The organism is Microbispora rosea, assembly GCF_044460045.1.
Taxonomy (GTDB): Bacteria; Actinomycetota; Actinomycetes; order Streptosporangiales; family Streptosporangiaceae; genus Microbispora; species Microbispora rosea.
This window is the reverse complement of the sequence record NZ_JBITJO010000011.1, coordinates 175,099-193,461: the sequence shown is the minus strand read 5'-3', so window position 1 is coordinate 193,461 and position 18,363 is coordinate 175,099. Positions and strand designations below refer to the sequence as shown.

Genomic DNA, 18,363 nt, shown 5'->3' with positions numbered 1-18,363 from the left:
TCACGGTCGACGGCGTCGCCTACCGGTGGCGTCTTCCGCGGCCCCCTTCCCCTCGCCCTCAAGCCCAGGGCGTCTGGTCCTGCAGAAGTTGGTCAGGCAGGCCTGCGACCTGGAGAAACGGCCACTGCGGACAAAGGTGAATTGAGATAACGATTACCTAGAATGAGCTTCGTCACCTCGCCTTACGAGAGGCGCTGTGCGATTATCGCACCATGAGAGGGCCTGAGGAGTGGGCGGATATTGGCGAGCGCGTACGCGAATGCCGTTTGGCGGCGGAGATGTCCCAGGAGCAGTTGGCGGCGGCGCTGAGGCTCGACCGGACGATGATCGCCAAGATCGAACGGGGAGTGCGTCGAGTGGACGCGCTTGAGCTCGCCAAGCTGTCCTCGGTGTTCAAGGTGCCTCTGACCTACTTCCTCAGCTCGTCGCCGCAAGTGGTGTCCCGTCGTACCGAACTGGCCGACGACACCCTCACCGACGCGGCGCGGCAGTCCTATCATCTGGAAGTCGCTCTTACCACCTGGCTGGCCGATATTCGGCAGCTCATCGGCATGGGAATGTTTCACCCGCGGATAGCCGAGCGATATCCAGATGCGATTCAGGACGGGCCGAGCGCTCGACGTGCGGCTCACTGGGTCAGGGAGCACCTCGGCCTCGGACCCGGGCCGATCGACTCGCTCATGAGCGTGTGCGAGCGGCTGGGGCAACTCGTCGCGGTGGTCGAAGCGCCCGGTGAGGGCGCTTCACTGATCGAAGGCGACCTTGCCGTGGCGGTCGTGAGCAGGAGAGGTGATCCTGGGCGCCGCCGCGCGACTGCAGCCCACGAGCTGGGGCACCTCATTCTCGGCGACGAGTACTCCACGGACATAGGTGTTCACCTATCACGCGACGACAGAGAGGCGATGATCGACGCCTTCGCCGCGGAGCTTCTTCTCCCGGTCGAGGCGTTCCGCGCAACCGGTCGTCCGGGCGAAAGGATGAGGCGAGAGGACCTGGTGATTCTCGCCGCGCGTTTCCGTACCTCGTGGTCGTTGACGGTCCGGCAGGCCGTAGAGGCCGGAGCCGTAGACGGTGGCGCCGCGAAAGAGATGCGCAGGAGGAATCCGACGCGAGCGGAGCTGATGGAGGCGGTCGGCTGGGCACCACAACCCGATCTCGAAACGGTCCGGGTGCCTCCCGGCTATGCCCATGCGGTGGTGGAGTGCTACAAGAGGTCACTCATCACGGCGTCCCGCGCCGTCGAACTCATGCGAGGCCAGATTGTGCCGGCTGACCTCCCGCTGCGAGACGATGCGGATATCGAGCTTTGAGCAGCGCTGAGTCGGCATGCGTCTTCGTGTTCGATGCCATGTGCCTCAACCACTTCGCCCGCGCGGAACGCCTGGACGTGCTACGTGACCTTCTGACGGACGACACCTCTCTGACCACTCAGGTGGTAAGGGAGGAACTACGCGCCGGGGTGCAGGAGCACCCCCTGCTGAGGACGGTGCTGGACACGGATTGGCTCGGCCTGGCGCGACTCGATTCGATCGATGAGATCAGGTGCTTCGCGAAATGGACGCAGCGCATCGGCTGTTCGGAACGCGACTGGGGGGAGGCCAGTGTGTTCGCGGCGGCGGACCTGTTTCAGGGCGTCGCCATCACCGACGACCGTGAAGCCGTCGCGGTAGGCAGGGCCCACGGGTTGGAGGTCCACGGCACTATCTGGCTCCTGGCCCGTGCATGTTTCAACGGCAAGCTCAACGAGGTGGCCGCCGGGAACATCGTGGATGCGCTGAGAGCTACGGGAATGCGTTTACCGTGTTCCGGCTCCACTTTGGGATCCTATGTTCGTCGCGATATCGGCTCATGTCGCTGCGTGCCGATGTGGAAGACGACCACACTCTAGGCAGCGCCACTTCGAACCCTCACTTTCAGCGGGCGGCGGGGAAGCCTTCGTCGGGGAAGGCGGTGGAGGCGCCGGGCAACACGACCTGGTCGCCTTCCGAGAGGCCGCCGGTGATCTCCACGTAACTGTCGCCGCGTACGCCGACCTGGACCGTCCGCCGGGACTGGGTCCCCCCGTCGGCCACCGTGACCACGGCCGTGCCGTCGCCCTGGGCGCGTACGGCCTGGGAGGGAACGTAGAGCGCGCCGGCCGCCTCGCCGGTCGTCACCCGCACGGTGGCGCTCTGGCCCAGCAGCAGCCGGGCGGGGCGTTTGTTCAGGACGATCGTCACGCCGTAACGCACCAGGCGGTTGCTGGTGGTCGCGGTCGGGTCGATGTGCGCGACCGTTCCCGGATACTCCTGCCCCGGTTGTGCGGGCAGCGTCACGGTGGCCGCCTGACCGACCTTGAGGAAGCGGATGTCCGACTCGGTGAACATCGCCTGCACCTGCAGGTCGTCGAGGTCGCCGAGGGTGATGAACGTGCCCGACGTGTAACGGGAGCCGGCGGTCCCCGCGACGGACAGGATCGTGCCGTCCGCCGGAGCCTTGATCCTCACACCGTCGAGCGCCTCCTTGGCCTCGGCCAGTTCGGTCGTCGCCTGGCTGACCTGTGCCTCGGCCTGTGCCTCGGTGAGCCGGGCGCCGCCCCCCTGGCGGCCCTGAGCGCCCTGACCCGCCTGGCCACCGAAGCCCGCACGTCCTTGCGCGCCGCCGAACCCTGCACGTCCCTGCGTGCCGCCGCCCTGCCCCTGCCCGGGCTGTCCCTGCGAGTTCTGTCCCTGGTTCTGTCCCTGACCGCCCTGGCCGGGTGCGCAGGCGGAGGAACCGCTGGAGGAGGGGCTCGGCGTGGCGGACGGCTGCGGCGCCGGTGGCGAGGGCGGGATCGAGACGCTCACCTCGGGGTTCGGCGCGCTCGCGCCGTCCGTGGGGGCCGGACGGTGTGTCTTGGACGGATGCGGATGTAGATGCGGGTGCGGGCGTGCCGTGGCCGTCGGGGCCGGACTGGGCTGCGGCGTGGGGCCGCTGTGGGCACCACCCCGGTACGCCACGAGCGCGATGCTCGCCGCGCTCGCACCCTTGTTCACCGCGGCGTCCGCCGGCCAATTCGAAGGCCGGGCGGTCGGGGAAGGCCGCGACGAGGGCTGCGAGGAGGGGCGCGTGGACCCCTGTCCGGAAGGCCGGACGGAGGGGGTCGGGCACGAGACAGGGCCGCCGCCGCCAATCCCGCCCACGTGGCCCGAGCCGGTTCCGCCGCCTGAGCCGCCCGCGTGGCCCGAGCCGGTTCCACCGGCGTTCCCCGCTCCGGAGCCGCCCCTGGCCCCATTCGCGTTTCCCGCCCCCGCGCCCGTCGCGCCGCCGGGGTTCCGGGCCCCGCCGCCGGTGGACGCGCCCGCGCCTGAGCCGCCTGACCCGCCTGAGGTGCGGGCTCCGGAGCCACCCGCGCTCGGGGCCGCGGCTCCGCTCCCGGCGGCGGTGCCGTTCTGGACGTCGTCGAGGGTCTCTTTGGCGGCGGCGAGGGCGGCCTTCGCGGCCTCGTAGTTCTCCGTGGCGATGGTGTCGTCGATCCGGGCGAGGACCTTGCCGCGGCGGACCTTCTGGCCCACCTTGACGTAGACCTTCTCGACCGTGCCCTCCGCTCCGAACGCGAGATCGCGCACTCCGGTGTCGATCGTGTTGCCGGCGGCCGAGACGTACGACTCGACCGTGCCCCGCTTGACCGAGGCGAGCGCTATCCGGTCGGCCACGGAGGTGTCGCCGCCGGTGGCGGAGATCACGGCGACGCTCGCGATGACGATCCCCGCCAGCGCGAGCCCTCCGACGCTGAGGGGAGTGCTCGGTCTCATGGCGGACATCCTGCTGACGTCACGTGACCGGTGGCTTGGCCGTACCTGAGAGTTGTCTGTAAATGCGGGTCCTGACGAGGACTGTCAGCAAACCCTCAGCATCGGCCTAGGTTGCCCGAAGCGGGGTTTGCCATGGTTCGACGTCGTGAAGCTGTCGACGAAGCGCAGGACACTGATCATCAACGGTGTCCTGGTGGTACTGCTGCTCGGCGGGATCGCGGCGGCCTGGGCGTCCGTGGGAGGCGACTCCTCCCGGGACGGCGCCGCGCCGCTGACGACCCGGGTGACCCGCGGGACCGTGCTCGCCTCGGTATCGGCCTCCGGTTCCGTCGAGAGCGCCAGGACGCGCGCCCTCGATTTCGCCGCGAACGGCACCGTCGAGTCCGTCCTGGTCGAGAGCGGCGACAAGGTCAAGAAGGGTCAGGTGCTCGCGCGCATCGACGACACGGCCGCCAGGGAGAGCCTGGAGGCGGCCCAGGCGAGCCTGGACGCCGCCGAGGAGGCGGACACCTCGACCGCCTCGGGCTACTCGCAGTACATCAACGCGAGGAACGCCTACCGATCGGCCAAGCGGGCGCTGGCGGGCACGGTGATCAAGGCGCCCTTCGCCGCGGTCGTTACGGCGGTCAACGGAGCCGTGGGCGGCTCCTCGGGCGCGTCCGGCGGATCCGGCGGGTCCTCCCAGGGCGGCCAGGGGCAGTCGCAGAGCGGCTCCGCGGCCTCCGGCGGCACCGGCAAGTCCAGCGGCTTCATCGAGATCGCCGACCCCGCCCACCTGCGGATCGTGGGGAACTTCACCGAGGCCGACGTCGGCAGGATCAAGGTCGGCCAGGCGGCGACCGTGTCCTTCGACGCTCTCCCCGGGGTCACCGCCGCCGGCAAGGTGACGGTGGTCGACCCGCAGCCGCAGACGAACAACAACGTCGTCCAGTACGCCGTGACGATCTCGCTGACCGACGTGCCGTCCACCGTACGGCTCGGGCAGACGGCCACGGCCCAGGTGGCCGTGGGCAAGGCCGACGACGTGCTCACGGTGGCCTCCTCGGCGGTCACGACGGCGGGCGGCCAGACCACGGTGACCGTGCTGGAGAACGGCAGGCAGGTCGTGAAGCGGGTGGAGGTCGGCCTGAAGGGCGACACCACCACCGAGATCAAGTCGGGACTCCAGGAGGGCGACCAGGTGGTGCGGCCACAGGCGTCGACGACCGGCGAAGGCGGCGGCATCCAGTTCCCCGGCGGCGGAGGCGGGTTCGGCCGCGGCTTCGGCGGCGGCGGTGGCGGTGGTGGCGGCGGCCGCGGAGGCAGCCGATGAGGGCCGGCCCGCCGCCGGTGCCCGGCCGCGCTGTTCCCGGCCCCGCTGCTCATGGCCTCCCTGTGTTCGACCCCCCTGTGCTCGATCTGGACCACGTCACCAAGGTGTACGGCGAGGGCGAGACCGCGGTGCGCGCGCTGCGCGGCGTGTCGCTCAGGGTGGAGCGCGGCGACTACGTGGCGATCATGGGCGCTTCCGGCTCCGGCAAGTCCACGCTGATGAACATCATCGGCTGCCTCGACGTCCCGTCCGGCGGGACCTACCACCTCGACGGCACCGACGTCGGCGGGCTCGACGAACGGCGGCTCGCGATCGTCCGCAACCGCAAACTCGGCTTCGTCTTCCAGTCCTTCAACCTCATCCCCCGGATGAGCGCGCTCACCAACGTCGAGCTTCCCCTGGCGTACGGCGGGGTCAAGGCCGCGGAGCGGCGCCGCAGGGCGCTGGCCGCGCTCGACCGGGTCGGGCTCGCCGACCGCGTCCACCACCAGCCCAACGAGCTGTCCGGAGGCCAGCAGCAGCGGGTGGCGGTGGCCCGCGCGCTCGTCACCGCGCCGACCCTGCTGCTGGCCGACGAGCCCACGGGCGCTCTCGACAGCAAGTCCAGCGAGGACGTCATGAACATCTTCGACCGCCTCAGTGCGAGCGGCCGGACCCTGGTCGTCATCACGCACGAGGAGGAGGTCGCCGCGCACGCCAAACGGGTCGTCCGCCTCATGGACGGCCGGATCGTGGAGGACGTGCGCACCACGCCGGTCGGCGGGCTGCCTCCGCGGCTCGCGGGGGTGGCCTCGTGAACGCGGTGGAGGTGCTGAGGTTCGCCCTGCGCGGCCTGTCCGCCAACAAGATGCGCAGCGCGCTCACCATGCTCGGCATCCTGATCGGCGTCGCCGCGGTGATCCTGCTGGTCGCCATCGGCGAGGGGTCCTCCCGGCAGATCCAGCAGAACATCCAGAGGCTCGGGGCCAACTCGCTGACCATCACGCCCTCCACCTCGGGTGGCGGGGGCGGCCCCGGCGGCGGGTTCGCCCGCGCCTTCGGCGGGGGAGGCGGCGGCCAGGCCGGACGGCAGAACAGCGGCCCGCGCACCCAGGCGAAGAACCTGACCGTCGAGGACGCGCGTGCGCTGGCCGACCCGGTGAACGCCCCCTCGGTCAAGAGCGTCACGCCCGTCGTGACGGCCCAGTCCCAGACCGCGACGTACGAGGGGGCGAGCCACGCGATCAGCCAGCTCGTGGGCGCCTACCCGAGCTACTTCGAGGCGTCCAACAAGCCGGTGGCCAAGGGCGCGTACTTCTACAACGACGACGTGCTCGCCGCGCGCAAGGTCGTGGTGATCGGGCAGACGGTGGCCGACGACCTGTTCGGCACGGTCGATCCCCTCGGCAAGCAGATCACCGTGTCGGGCGTGCCGTTCACCGTCGTGGGAGTGCTCAAGGAGGCCGGTTCGTCCGGATTCCAGGACGCCGACGACGTGGCGATCGCCCCGCTGCCCGCCGTGCAGCAGAGCCTGACCGGATTCGGGCCGCTGGGACAGATCCTCGTCCAGGCCAAGAGCGCCGAGGCGGTGGACGCCGCGCAGACCGAGGTCACCGAGGTGCTCAACCAGCGGCACGGCATCACCGGCTCGGCGAGCGCCGACTATCGCATCCTCAACCAGGCGACCCTGCAGGAGACGGTCAGCGCGGCGACCGGGACGTTCACGGTCCTGCTCGGCGCGGTGGCCGCGATCAGCCTGCTCGTCGGCGGCATCGGCATCACCAACATCATGCTCGTCACGGTCACCGAGCGGACCAGGGAGATCGGCATCCGCAAGGCGATCGGCGCGCCCAAGGGCGCGATCCTCGGCCAGTTCCTCGCCGAGGCGACGATGCTCAGCCTCGTCGGCGGCCTGCTGGGCGTGCTGATCGCCGTGGTCGGCGCCCAGTTCACCATCGCGGGCGTGCAGCCGGTGATCGTCCCCACGTCGATCGTGCTGGCGCTCGGCGTCTCGGTCGCGATCGGCCTGTTCTTCGGCAGTTATCCCGCCAACCGTGCCGCCGGGCTGCGGCCGATCGAAGCCCTCCGCTTCGAGTGATGGCCGGACCCATGGAAGGGAGATGGATGTGAGCAGGAGCGACACCGAGGAGCTTCTGGAGACCTCGCCGTACGACGACGACCTCCAGGAGGTGCTGGGGGCGCGTCCCGCCCGGGCGGGCGGGTCGAAGCTGACGCTGGCCCTGGCCGGAGGCGTCCTGCTCGTGGCCGGGCTGCTCCTCGGCATCCAGGTGCAGAAGCTCCTGGGCGGCTCCACGGCGGGCCGGTTCCCGTCCCGCGCGGCCGGCGCCGGTGCGTACGCGGGCGCCGGTCAGGCCGCGGGAGGCGGCGGACCGGGCGGCGGGTACGCCCGGGGCGCGGGCGGGGCCGGAGGCTTCGCGGGCGGTGGCGCCGGGCGTGCCGGTGGCGGAGCGGGCACAGGGGCAGGCACAGGGGCAGGAGCGGGGCCCGGTGGCATGACCTTCGGCACGGTCAAGCTGGTCGACGGCGACAAGATCTACGTTCAGACCGTGAACGGCGGCGTGGTCACGGTGACGACCTCGGGCGGCACCAAGGTGCGGGTCACCCGCTCGGGGAAGGTCTCCGACCTCAAGCCGGGCAGCTTCGTCACCGCCGCGGGGACCGCCGACGCGGAGGGCCAGGTGGCGGCGACGTCCGTCACCGAGGGCGCGGCCATGGGCCGGAGGGCGGGGTCGTGATCGGGGAAGGCCGTCTGCTGGTCGTCGACGACGAGCCCGACATCAGGGAGTTGCTGTCGGCGAGCCTGCGCTACGCCGGGTTCGAGGTGATCACCGCGTCCTCCGGCCGCGACGCGGTCCAGATCGCCGGCAAGGTGCGCCCCGACCTGATCGTGCTCGACGTCATGCTGCCCGATCTGGACGGCTTCGCCGTCTCCGACCGGCTCCACGCCTCCGGGCGGCGGATCCCTGTGCTGTTCCTCACCGCCAGAGACGCGAACGAGGACAAGATCATCGGGCTCGGCTGCGGCGACGACTACGTCACCAAGCCGTTCAGCCTGGAGGAGTTGCTCGCGCGGATCCGGGCCGTGCTGCGGCGCACACGCGGCGACGCCGCCCCCGCCCGGCTGCGCGTCGGCGATCTGGAGCTCGACGAGGAATCCCACCAGGTCTGGCGGGAGGGCGCCCCCGTACGGCTGTCGCCCACCGAGTTCAAGCTGCTGCACTACTTCATGGTCAACCAGGGCCGGGTGGTGTCGAAGGCGCAGATCCTCGACCACGTCTGGCACTACGACTTCGGCGGCGACCACAACGTGGTCGAGTCGTACGTCTCCTATCTCCGGCGCAAGATCGACACCGCCGAGCCCAAACTGATCCACACGCTCCGCGGCGTGGGCTATGTCCTCCGTGCGCCGCGTCAGTGACCTGCTCCACGCCCGTAGGCCGGCCGGCGACGCCGGCGCGGAGGCCGGTGCGGAGGCCGGCGCGAAAGCCGGAGCGGCGGACAGTGCGGAGGCCGGTGAGTCCGGGCGCGCCCGCCGGTGGCCCCGGCTGCCGCGCGTGGCCGAGGTGCTGCGCCTGCTGAGCATCCGCGAGCTGCGGCGGCGGGCCGCGAGGACCCCGCTGTGGCTGCGGCTCGTGGCGGGGACGCTGCTGCTCGTGACTCTCGCGATCGCGCTCACCGGCGGCTTCGCCGTACAGCTCCTGCGGGGCTACCTGGTGGACCGGGTCGACGCGCAGCTCACGGCCGTCGGCCGGCGCCCGACGGAACTGCCTCCGCCCCAGGTCATGGGCAACGCGTTCCGGCCGCCGCGGCAGTTCGGCTCGTTCTACATCGTCCTGCTCGACCGGGACGGCACCGTCGTCCGCACCGTCCAGGAGCCGCCGAACGCCGACCCGCTGCCCGCGCTGCCCACCCCCCGGCAGGACCGCAGGCAGTGGCTGTTCACGGTCGAGGACCCTTCGGGAGCGCTGTGGCGGGCGATCGCCGTACGCGAGGAGGACGGCACCCGCTTCCGCGTCGCGGCCATCAGCCTGGCCGACATCGACGGCACGGTCTCCCGGTTGGCGGTGATCGTCCTCGGGGTCGGCCTGGCGGTGCTCGTCGCGCTCGGGGTCGCCTGCTACTGGCTCGTACGGCGAAGCCTGCGCCCGCTGGGGGAGATCGAACGGACGGCGGAGGCGATCGCGGCGGGCGACCTGTCGCGGCGCGTCCCGCTCCGGCACCGGCGCACGGAGATGGGCCGTCTCGGCCGGTCGATCAACGGCATGCTCGCCCAGATCGAGACGGCCTTCCGGGAGCGGGAGGCGTCGCAGGAGCGGATGCGCCGGTTCATGGCCGACGCCTCCCACGAACTGCGCACCCCGCTCACCTCGATCCGCGGCTTCGCCGAGCTGTACCGGCAGCAGAATTCGCAGGACCCCGTCCTGCTGCTGCGCCGCATCGAGGACCAGGCCGTACGCATGGGCCTGCTGGTGGACGACCTGCTGCTGCTCGCCCGGCTCGACCAGCAGCGCCCCCTCGAACGCCGCCCGGTCGACGTGCTCAGCCTCGCGGCGGGGGCGGTGCTCGACGCGCAGACCCTCGCGCCGGACCGGGAGATCGACCTGCTGCGGCTGGACGACTCGGACGAACCGGTGCGGGTGCTCGGAGACGAGGCGCGGCTGCGCCAGGTCGTCGGCAACCTCGTCGGCAACGCCCTGAGGCACACCCCCGCGGGCACCGCGTTCCGCGTCGGTGTGGGGATCGTGTCCGGATCGCAGGTCCTGATCGAGGTGGCCGACGACGGGCCCGGCCTGGGCCCCGGCGACGCCGAGCGCGTCTTCGAGAGGTTCTACCGCGCCGATCCCTCACGTAGCCGGTCGCACTCCGGCGGCACGGGGCTCGGGCTGTCCATCGCCGCCGCTCTCGTGCATGCCCACGGCGGCACCATCACGGCCGACAGCGAGCCCGGCCGCGGCGCGGTGTTCCGCGTCCGCCTCCCCGCGTGCCCTCCTCGAAGACAGACCCCTCGACAAGAGGCTCCGACGAAAGGCTAGGGTGATCCCCCTTGCGATACCTGTCCATCGCCGTCGCCGCGGCGGCCCTGGCGCTCACGGTGACCGGCTGCGGCGGCGGTGACGACACCGCCGCCACGACCACCACGCAGGCCGCCGCCGGCGGTGGTTCGAGCGCCGACCCCCGGGCCGCGTTCACCGAGTGCCTGCGCAAGAACGGCGTCACGCTGCCCACCGGGCGTCCTTCCCGGGGGCCGGACGGACGGCCGAGCGGCAGGCCCAGCGCCTGGCCGAGCGGGCGGCCCAGCGGCGGATTCGGCGGGTTCCGGTCGATGGACCCCGCCATGAGCAAGGCGTTCGAGGCGTGCCGTTCCCTGATGCCGCAAGGCGGCCGGGGCGGGTTCGGCGGCCGGCGCGGCGCCGACCCCCAGGCCATGCAGGCGTTCCGCACCTGCATGAAGGACAACGGCGCCGAACTGCCCGCCGACGGGCGCGTACGCGGCCTGGCCACGGCGGACCCCAAGGTGGCCAAGGCGTACGACAAGTGCAAGGTGCTGCTCCCGACGCCCACAGCCGCGCCCACCGGCTGACCCCGAGATCGGCCGGAGCCACCCGGAGCTAGCCGGAGCGGTTGATTCGGCGGCCTTCCACAGGGAAGGTCGCAAGTATGGCGGGGAACGACAGGCTGCGGGCCGCCCTGGAGAGCCTGCGGCGTCACCTCGATCAGGACCTGTTCCCCCTGGCAATCGGGGACGCCGCGGCCGACCGGCGCGTCCTGGGAGAGTTGCGCGGGCAGCTCGACGACTACCTGCTGCCCCGCCTGTCGGCCATCGACGCGCCGCTGCTCGCCGTGGTCGGCGGCTCCACGGGGGCGGGCAAGTCCACCCTGGTCAACTCGCTGGCCGGTGTGATCGTGACCGAGCCCGGGGTGCTGCGTCCCACCACGCTCGCGCCGACCCTGGTGTGCAGCCCCGCCGACGTCGCCTGGTTCACCTCGGCCACCGTCCTGCCCGGGCTGGCCAGGGTGACGGGCGGGGCGGCCTGCGCGGGACGCGGCGAGCCGGGCACCCTGCGGATCGCCCCCGTGGACGCGCTGCCTCCAGGGCTGGCGCTGCTCGACGCCCCCGACATCGACTCGGTCGTGACGGCCAACCGCGAACTGGCCGCGCAGCTGCTCGCCGCGGCCGACCTCTGGCTGTTCGTCACGACCGCCGCGCGGTACGCCGACGAGGTGCCGTGGAGCTTTCTGCGCCTGGCCCGGGAGCGGAGCACGGCGCTCGCGGTGATCCTCCAGCGGGTCCCGGCCGAGGCACGCGAGCCCGTGGCCGCCGACCTGACCCGGCTCCTGCACGAGAACGGCCTGGGCGGCACACCGCTGTTCGCCGTCCCCGAGCTGGAGCTGCCGTCGGAGCGCGCCCGGCTGCCCGCCCACGTCGTGCAGCCGATCGCGACCTGGCTCGCCGATCTGACCGTGGACGCCAAGGCGCGGGCCGAGGTCGTACGGCGGACCCTGACCGGCGCACTGGACAGCCTCGGCACCCGGGTGCCCGACTTGGCCGACCGGGTGGAGCGCCAGCGGGCGGGGATCGCCGAGCTGCGCGACATCGCGGGCAGGGCGTACGACGTGGCGATGTCGGCGTTCGACGAGGGGATGCGCGACGGCAGGCTGCTGCGCGGCGAGGTGCTGGCCCGCTGGCAGGACTTCGTCGGCACCGGCGACCTCATGCGGGCCCTGGAGTCCCGCATCGGCTGGCTGCGCGACCGCCTCGTCGCCGCGTTCCGGGGCCGTCCCGCGCCGGACAGGGAGCTGCGGATCGCGCTGGAAAGCGGGGTGGAGTCGCTGATCCGCGCCACCGCCGACGCCGCCGCGGAGCGGGCCGTGGAGGCGTGGCTGGCCCTTCCCGCCGGGCGCGACCTGCTGGAGAAGTCGGGCGTCGCCGTCTCCGGGCGGCTCGGCCGCGCGTCCGCCGACCTGCCCGGCCGGGCCGGCACGGCCGTACGCGCCTGGCAGGGGCACGTGCTCGACCTCGTCCGCTCCGAGGGCGCCGACCGGCGCACGCTCGCCCGGGCGGCGTCGTTCGGCGTGAACAGCCTCGGCGTGCTGATCATGCTGGCGGTGTTCTCCACGACCGGCGGGATCACCGGCATCGAGCTGGGCATCGCCGGTGGCACCGGCGTGCTCAGCCAGAAGCTGCTCGAAGCCGTCTTCGGCGACCAGGCCGTGCGCACGCTGACCCAGGAGGCCCGCGAGGACCTGCGGCGGCGCGTCCGCGCGCTGCTCGACGAGGAACGCGCCCGCTTCATCTCCCTCGTGGAGGGGCTGGGCCCGGCCCCGGAGACGGCGGCCCGGCTGCGGGAGGCCGCCAAGGCCGTGCAGGAGAGGGGCCTCCTGTGAAGCTCCTGGGCAGGAAGACGGAGGTGTCGCTGGACGACCGGCTGGAGGCGCTCGCGGAGGCCGGCGACCTGGCGGAGGGCCGGCTCGGCCAGGAGGCCGTGGACCACGCGCGCGCCGTGGTCGCCCGGGCCGGCGTACGGCGCGGCCTGTCGGTCGAGCACACCGCGGTCGCCCTCGCCGGGGCGACGGGGAGCGGCAAGTCGTCGCTGTTCAACACCCTTTCGGGAACCGAGCTGGCGACGGTGGGGGTGACCCGGCCGACGACGGCCAAGGCGCAGGCGGCCCTGTGGGGCGCCGGCGGCTCGGGACCGCTGCTCGACTGGCTCGACGTCCCGCTGCGTCACACGGTCGAGGGCGACGCGTCGGGGCTGATCCTGCTCGACCTGCCCGACCACGACTCCATCGAGCTGTCCCACCGCAGGGAGGTCGACCGCCTGGTCGCCGCGGTCGACCTGCTGGTCTGGGTCCTCGACCCGCAGAAGTACGCCGACGCGGCCGTGCACGAGCGCTACCTGCGCCCGCTCGCCCGGCATCGCGACGTCATGGTCGTCGTGCTCAACCAGGTCGACCGGCTGCCGGAGCGGTCGGTCAAGCGCTGCCTCGACGACCTGCGCGGCCTGCTCGCGGCCGACGGGCTCGAGGGGGTGCCGGTGCTCGGCGTCTCCGCCCGCACCGGCGAGGGCGTCCCCGAGCTGCGGGCGCTGCTCGACCGGCAGGTCTCCCGCCGCCGCGCCTGGTCGTCCCGGCTCGCCGCCGACGTGGCCTCGGCCGCCGCCGCGCTATGGGCCGGCGCCCGGCCTCCGGACGCCCTCTCCCCGGACACGCAGCCCCCACACGCGCAGCCCCCGCACGCGCAGCCCCCGCACGCGCAGCTCCCGGACGCCCTCTCGCTGGACGCGCAGCCTCCGGGCGCCCTGCCGGCCGCGCGGGAGCCGGAGGCGGCCGGCACGCCGCCCGCGCCGGGACAGGTCGCGGTGCCGGAGGTCGCCGTGAGCAGGGCGCTGACGCGGGCGCTGGCCCGGGCGGCGGGGGTGCCCGCCGTGGTCGAGGCGGTCGCGAAGTCGCATCGGCACCGCTCGATCGCCGCGACGGGCTGGCCGGTGACGCGCTGGCTGCGCAGGCTGCGGCCCGACCCGCTGCGCCGTCTCCACCTGGCCAAGGGCGCCCGTTCCTCGCTGCCCGCGGCCACCGCCGTGGAGGTCTCGGCCGTGGACACCGCCCTGCGCGACGTCGGGGCCGCCGCCTCGGCCACGGTGCCCGAGCCGTGGGCGACGGCCGTACGGCACGCGGCGCGGTCGCGGTCGGAGGAGCTGACGGACGCCCTGGACCGCACGGTCGCGGCGGCGACTTCGGGCCGTGTCTCCGGTGCCCCTCGGTGGTGGCGTGTGGCGGGGACGGCGCAGTGGCTGACCGTCGCCGCGATGGTCGCCGGCGCGCTCTGGCTTCTCGTGCGCTTCGCGCTGGACTATCTCATGCTGCCCGGGCTTCCCACCCCCACGGTCGGCCGCGCGCCGTGGCCGACGGTGCTCCTGCTGGGCGGCGCGCTGGCGGGGGTGGTGATCGCCGCGCTGTGCCGGGTGTTCGCCTGGGCCGGAGGGCGGCGCAGGGCCCGCAGAGCCGCCAAGGCGTTGCGCGCCGGCATCGCACAGGTCGCCGGGGAGCTGATCGTCGCACCGACACGCGACGAGCTGGCGCGTTACGCCCGTTTCGCCGATCGCATCGCCCGTGCCACCTCCTGACCCTTCAGCGGGCGGAGGAGTCACCCTTGTCCGGCGCGGCTTCGCTCATCGCGTGCAGGGCAAGGGTGGAGTGCGCGTAGGCGCCGCCGGCGCGCATCTCCGCGGCCACCCAGATCGCCTCCATGATCTCCTCCGGACTGGCCCCCTTGCGACGGGCCAGACGGGTGTGCCCGTCTATGCAGTACGGGCACTGCGTGACGTGCGCGACCGCCACCGCGATCAGCTGCTTCGTCTTCTCCGGCAGCGCACCGTCGGCGAACACGGCACGGCCGAAGTCGTCGAACGCCTCGTGAATGTCCGGGGCGAGTTGCCTGCGCCACTTCGCGATCTCAGGCGTGGTCCTGTGGTAGACGGGCTCGGTCACGACGTCGCCTTCCTTTCCGTAGGCGTGCGGTGGTGCCGGTGAGCCCGAGCGTCGTCAAGCCTCGGCACGTCGTACGGGCGTCATCGGGACGTGTGTTCCATGACCTTCGCCCTGCGCCCCTGCCACAGGTTGTCGGCGGCGAGGGCGCCTCCTCCGCTGAAGGCGATGGCGAGGCTGGCCGCCGCGAGACCCAGGACGAACTCGACGCCGTCGTCGGCGATGAAGAAGCCCTTGCTGCCGTGAACGAAGACGATCGCTCCCAGCATGTCGAGCGTGAGCAGCGTGCCGACCACCGGCAGCAGCAGCCCGAGCACCAGTGCGATGCCTCCGGCCAGCTCCAAGGTCGCGATCCCCAGGGCCGACACCCACGGGAAGGGCACGCCCTGAGATTTGAAGAATGCCGCCGTGCCGCCGATGCCGGACATCGCGAACTTCTCCCACCCGTTCGCGATGAAGACGGTGCCCAGGCCGATGCGGGCGAGCAGCAGCGAGATCCGCCGTGCCCTCTCGATCAGCGCCGGCTGTTCGTTCGACGTGGGGCTACCCGCACGCGCGTCCATGGCGGCCTACCGAGCGACGAGGCGACATATTCACGACGCTATGGTCCGGTTGGACAGGCGGACAAGCCCTGTCCGGTCAATGGTCCGTCCGGTTATCCACGGGCCGTCCTGCCCGAATGCTTCATCCGGGCTGCCGGTCGGCGCGGCGCTCGACGAACACGTCGGCGACCCCGGCGGCCAGGGCGGCCAGCACGAACACGATGTTGACCAGCAGTGCTTGCTGGAACGACGCCGCATAGATGCCGTGAGCCGAGCCCACCGCCGCGATACCGATGGAGGCGCCGATGCGCTGTCCCATCTGCAACATGCCGGCGGCAACCCCTGCCTCGGCGACAGGCACAGCCGACAAGGTCAGCGTCTGGTTGGGCGAGACGATCAGCCCGTTACCCACCCCGGCGACGAACAATGGCGCCGCGACCGCCCAGGCCGCGTTCTGGCCGGAAACCAGCCGCATGGCGGGTTCGGTGGCGGCCAATCCGAGGGTGACCAGCACCAGCCCGAACACGACCAGCGGGCGGCCGAACCGGACGACGACCCGGCCGCCGAACGCGGCGCTGAGTGCCGATCCCAGCGCGAACGCCGCGCTCACCCAGCCCGCTCGCAGCGCGGAGTAGTGCAGGCCCTCCTGCAGATACTGGGTGATGATGAAGAAGATCGCGGTGAATCCGCCGAAGTAGAGCAGCGCGAGCAGGGTTCCGAGGGCATACGAGCCTCGGCGGAACAAAGAGAGATCGACTATCGGGTCGTGGCGCTTCCCGTACCAGCGCTCCCAGCCCACGAAGCCGGTGAGCACGACGGCCCCGGCCAGTATCAGCAGCCACTTGCTCGGTCCCGGCCATGCGCGCCCCTCCACGAGCGGAAGGATCAGCAGCAGGACGCCGGCGGCCAGGAGCAGCACTCCCACAGGGTCCATGCTTTCCCGCCGCCGCCGCTTCCCAGCCGGCCGCCCGGGGATGTACAGGTACGCCAAGATCATGGCGATGAGGCTGATGGGGATGCTGACGTGCAGGACGTGGCGCCACCCCTCCCGCTCACCGCTGAACCGGATAAGCAGGCCGCCGAGCAGCGGGCCGACCGCGGTCGAGATGCTCATCGTGGCACCCAGCAGGCCGAACGCCCGGCCGCGCTCCGCGTCCTGGAAAAGCTGCTGGATCAGACCGGTGACCTGCGGAGCGATCACTCCGGCTGCCGCCCCCTGGGCGACCCGTGCCACGATCAGCCAACTCGATTCGGGGGCGGCTCCCGCTGCGGCGCTGGCCAGGGTGAACAGGGCCGCGCCGAAGAGGAACACGTTGCGCCGGCCGTGCGTGTCACCGAATCGCCCGGCGGGCACCAGCAGCAGCCCGAAGGCGAACGCGTATCCCGACACCACCCACTGCAGGTCGCTCGGCGGGGCGTTCAGTGCGATGCGGATGGAGGGCAGCGCCACGTTGACGATGCTGATGTCCAGCCAGGTGACGAAACCGGCGATCAGGCAGACGGTCAGCGCCTTCCAGCGGCGGGGGTCGGCGACCTGCTGCCCCTGCCTGCCGGGCGTCCCACCTGCGGGGACCTCGCTGCTGACCCGGTCAGGCACCGGTGCGCGCACCTCGTCTCGGCGAAGCAGCGGGGAACCGCTCACCCTCCCCGGAGATGTCCACGCACCCGGTCAAAGCGTTCCCCCATGTGTCCGGCAGCAGTAGTCCCCCTGACCGGGTACCCGCCAACTCCCTCCTCACCTACAGCGACGACAGTCGTCACGGGAATTTGGTGGGGCGACGCGGCGGCAGGGCGTGGCAGGTGCCTGACAGGGATTTGGCAGAGCGGCCTGTCACGGTCGGGACATGCCTGAGAACACGGACGTACTGATCGCCGGGGCCGGTCCCACCGGGCTCACCCTCGCGGTGGACCTGGCCCGCCGGGGCGTCGCCTTCCGCATCGTCGACCAGGCGCCCGAGCCCGCGGCCGGCTCCAAGGGCAAGGGCCTGCAACCGCGTACGCAGGAGGTCTTCGACGACCTCGGGGTGATCGGCCCGATCCTGGCCGCGGCGACGCCCTACCCGCCGTTGCGGGTCAGGATGGGCGCGGTGCCGATCTGGCGGGCCCGCATGCACAGGTCCGCCGCGGCCACGGACGCCGTGCCGTACCCGACGGTGCTGATGCATCCGCAGTGGCGCACCGAGGCGGTGCTGCGCGAGCGCCTGGCCGAGCTGGGCGGGGAGGTGGAGCAGGGCAGCGCGTTGACCGGCTTCGAGCAGGACGCGGACGGGGTGACCGCCGGGCTCGGCACGGGAGAGTGCCTGCGGGCGCGTTACCTGGTCGCGGCGGACGGCGGCAGGAGCCCGGTGCGCAAGGCCCTCGGCATCGGCTTCACCGGCGAGACCCGCGAGGAGGAGCGGATGGCCCTCGGCGACGTACGAGCCGAGGGGATCGACCGGGACCACATCCACGTCTGGGTGCGGCCGGGCAGGGGGATGGTGGCGCTCTACCCGATGGCCGGCGCCGACACCTTCCAGATGATCGCCTCGCTGAGGCCGGGGGCCGCGCCGGAGCAGACGTTGCCCGCGTATCAGCGGATCCTCGCCGAGAGGTCCATGCTGCGCGGGGTGCGCCTGACCGAGCTGCTGTGGTCCTCCCTCTATCGGGTGAACATCCGCCTCGCCGACCGCTATCGGTCCGGCCGGGTCTTCCTGGCCGGGGACGCCGTCCACGTGCACCCGCCGGCGGGCGGGCAGGGGCTGAACACCGGCGTCCAGGACGCCTACAACCTGGGCTGGAAGCTCGCCAGGGTGCTCGCGGGAGCGCCGGAGGCGCTGCTGGACACCTACGAGGAGGAGCGCAGGCCCGTCGCCGCCCGGGTGCTCGGCCTCAGCGTGGATCTCGCCGGCAAGAAGTCCTACAAACGCGGAGAGGAGACCTACCAGCTCTCGCTGAGCTATCGGGGCGGCTCGCTCGCCCGGCGCGGCGGCGACCGGGTGCCGGACGGCCCGCTGACGCTCGCGGGCGGGACGCGGGCCCGCATGTTCGACCTGCTGCGGGGCCCGCACTTCACCCTGCTGTCCCCCAACCCCGCTCCGCACGTCCCCGGCGGTCCCGAGGTGCGCGCGTACGCGCCGGCCGAGCCGTACGGCGGCGAGCGGCACACCCTCGTGCGCCCGGACGGATACGTCGGAGTCTCCACGTCCTCGAACGAGGAGCTCGCCGCCTACCTGGCCATGGTCTGACGCCGGGCTGCGGACCGGTCGTGCAC

Annotated in this window: 16 protein-coding genes; 12 read left to right on the top strand and 4 right to left on the bottom strand. The window is 72.4% G+C overall.

Annotated elements, in window-relative coordinates; all coding sequences use genetic code 11:
* Positions 1-212 precede the first annotated feature (212 nt).
* Both ACIBK1_RS34295 and ACIBK1_RS34290 read left to right on the top strand, forming a co-directional pair.
* Positions 213-1,310 (top strand): helix-turn-helix domain-containing protein, encoded by a 1,098-nt coding sequence (locus ACIBK1_RS34295; protein WP_036407295.1) that lies wholly within the window; start codon positions 213-215, stop codon positions 1,308-1,310.
* Positions 1,307-1,888, top strand: a complete 582-nt coding sequence (locus ACIBK1_RS34290; protein ID WP_396739868.1) for a hypothetical protein — start codon at positions 1,307-1,309, stop codon at positions 1,886-1,888. The genes ACIBK1_RS34295 and ACIBK1_RS34290 overlap by 4 nt, the downstream gene beginning before the upstream one ends.
* A gap of 25 nt (positions 1,889-1,913) precedes the next feature.
* On the opposite strand, the gene ACIBK1_RS34285 is transcribed toward ACIBK1_RS34290, so the two are convergent.
* Entirely contained in the window at positions 1,914-3,773 is a 1,860-nt protein-coding gene (locus ACIBK1_RS34285) for an efflux RND transporter periplasmic adaptor subunit (protein ID WP_396739866.1), read from the bottom strand.
* Positions 3,774-3,918: 145 nt separating this feature from the next.
* On the opposite strand from ACIBK1_RS34285, the gene ACIBK1_RS34280 reads away from it, so the two are divergent.
* From ACIBK1_RS34280 to ACIBK1_RS34240, 9 genes are all read left to right on the top strand, one after another.
* The gene (locus ACIBK1_RS34280; RefSeq protein ID WP_396739864.1) at positions 3,919-5,085 is read left to right on the top strand and encodes an efflux RND transporter periplasmic adaptor subunit; all 1,167 of its coding nucleotides are present in this window, start codon (positions 3,919-3,921) and stop codon (positions 5,083-5,085) included.
* A 62-nt stretch (positions 5,086-5,147) separates the two neighbouring features.
* Entirely contained in the window at positions 5,148-5,882 is a 735-nt protein-coding gene (locus ACIBK1_RS34275) for an ABC transporter ATP-binding protein (RefSeq protein ID WP_396739862.1), read from the top strand.
* Positions 5,879-7,162, top strand: a complete 1,284-nt coding sequence (locus tag ACIBK1_RS34270) for an ABC transporter permease (RefSeq protein WP_030509150.1) — start codon at positions 5,879-5,881, stop codon at positions 7,160-7,162. The genes ACIBK1_RS34275 and ACIBK1_RS34270 overlap by 4 nt, the downstream gene beginning before the upstream one ends.
* Before the next feature lie 28 nt (positions 7,163-7,190).
* Positions 7,191-7,820 (top strand): hypothetical protein, encoded by a 630-nt coding sequence (locus ACIBK1_RS34265; RefSeq protein WP_396739860.1) that lies wholly within the window; start codon positions 7,191-7,193, stop codon positions 7,818-7,820.
* Positions 7,817-8,503: a response regulator transcription factor gene (locus ACIBK1_RS34260; RefSeq protein ID WP_030509148.1), complete on the top strand. Its 687-nt coding sequence runs from the start codon at positions 7,817-7,819 to the stop codon at positions 8,501-8,503. The genes ACIBK1_RS34265 and ACIBK1_RS34260 overlap by 4 nt, the downstream gene beginning before the upstream one ends.
* Positions 8,487-10,118: a sensor histidine kinase gene (locus ACIBK1_RS34255; protein ID WP_231513962.1), complete on the top strand. Its 1,632-nt coding sequence runs from the start codon at positions 8,487-8,489 to the stop codon at positions 10,116-10,118. The genes ACIBK1_RS34260 and ACIBK1_RS34255 overlap by 17 nt, the downstream gene beginning before the upstream one ends.
* A gap of 11 nt (positions 10,119-10,129) precedes the next feature.
* Complete coding sequence (locus ACIBK1_RS34250) at positions 10,130-10,666, top strand: hypothetical protein (RefSeq protein ID WP_051761909.1); 537 nt, start codon at positions 10,130-10,132, stop codon at positions 10,664-10,666.
* A 77-nt stretch (positions 10,667-10,743) separates the two neighbouring features.
* Positions 10,744-12,471, top strand: coding sequence for an ABC transporter (locus ACIBK1_RS34245; protein WP_030509145.1), 1,728 nt, complete (start codon positions 10,744-10,746; stop codon positions 12,469-12,471).
* Positions 12,468-14,210, top strand: a complete 1,743-nt coding sequence (locus ACIBK1_RS34240; protein ID WP_030509144.1) for a YfjP family GTPase — start codon at positions 12,468-12,470, stop codon at positions 14,208-14,210. Before ACIBK1_RS34245 ends, ACIBK1_RS34240 begins: the two co-directional genes overlap by 4 nt.
* Positions 14,211-14,214: 4 nt before the next feature.
* On the opposite strand, the gene ACIBK1_RS34235 is transcribed toward ACIBK1_RS34240, so the two are convergent.
* The 3 genes from ACIBK1_RS34235 to ACIBK1_RS34225 form a co-directional block, all read right to left on the bottom strand.
* Positions 14,215-14,574, bottom strand: coding sequence for a carboxymuconolactone decarboxylase family protein (locus ACIBK1_RS34235; protein WP_030509143.1), 360 nt, complete (start codon positions 14,572-14,574; stop codon positions 14,215-14,217).
* An 80-nt stretch (positions 14,575-14,654) separates the two neighbouring features.
* Positions 14,655-15,134: a DoxX family protein gene (locus ACIBK1_RS34230; protein ID WP_051761908.1), complete on the bottom strand. Its 480-nt coding sequence runs from the start codon at positions 15,132-15,134 to the stop codon at positions 14,655-14,657.
* A gap of 121 nt (positions 15,135-15,255) precedes the next feature.
* Positions 15,256-16,710, bottom strand: a complete 1,455-nt coding sequence (locus tag ACIBK1_RS34225; protein ID WP_051761907.1) for an MFS transporter — start codon at positions 16,708-16,710, stop codon at positions 15,256-15,258.
* Between the two features lie 247 nt (positions 16,711-16,957).
* On the opposite strand from ACIBK1_RS34225, the gene ACIBK1_RS34220 reads away from it, so the two are divergent.
* Positions 16,958-18,337 (top strand): FAD-dependent monooxygenase, encoded by a 1,380-nt coding sequence (locus tag ACIBK1_RS34220; RefSeq protein WP_030509140.1) that lies wholly within the window; start codon positions 16,958-16,960, stop codon positions 18,335-18,337.
* Positions 18,338-18,363: the final 26 nt, after the last annotated feature.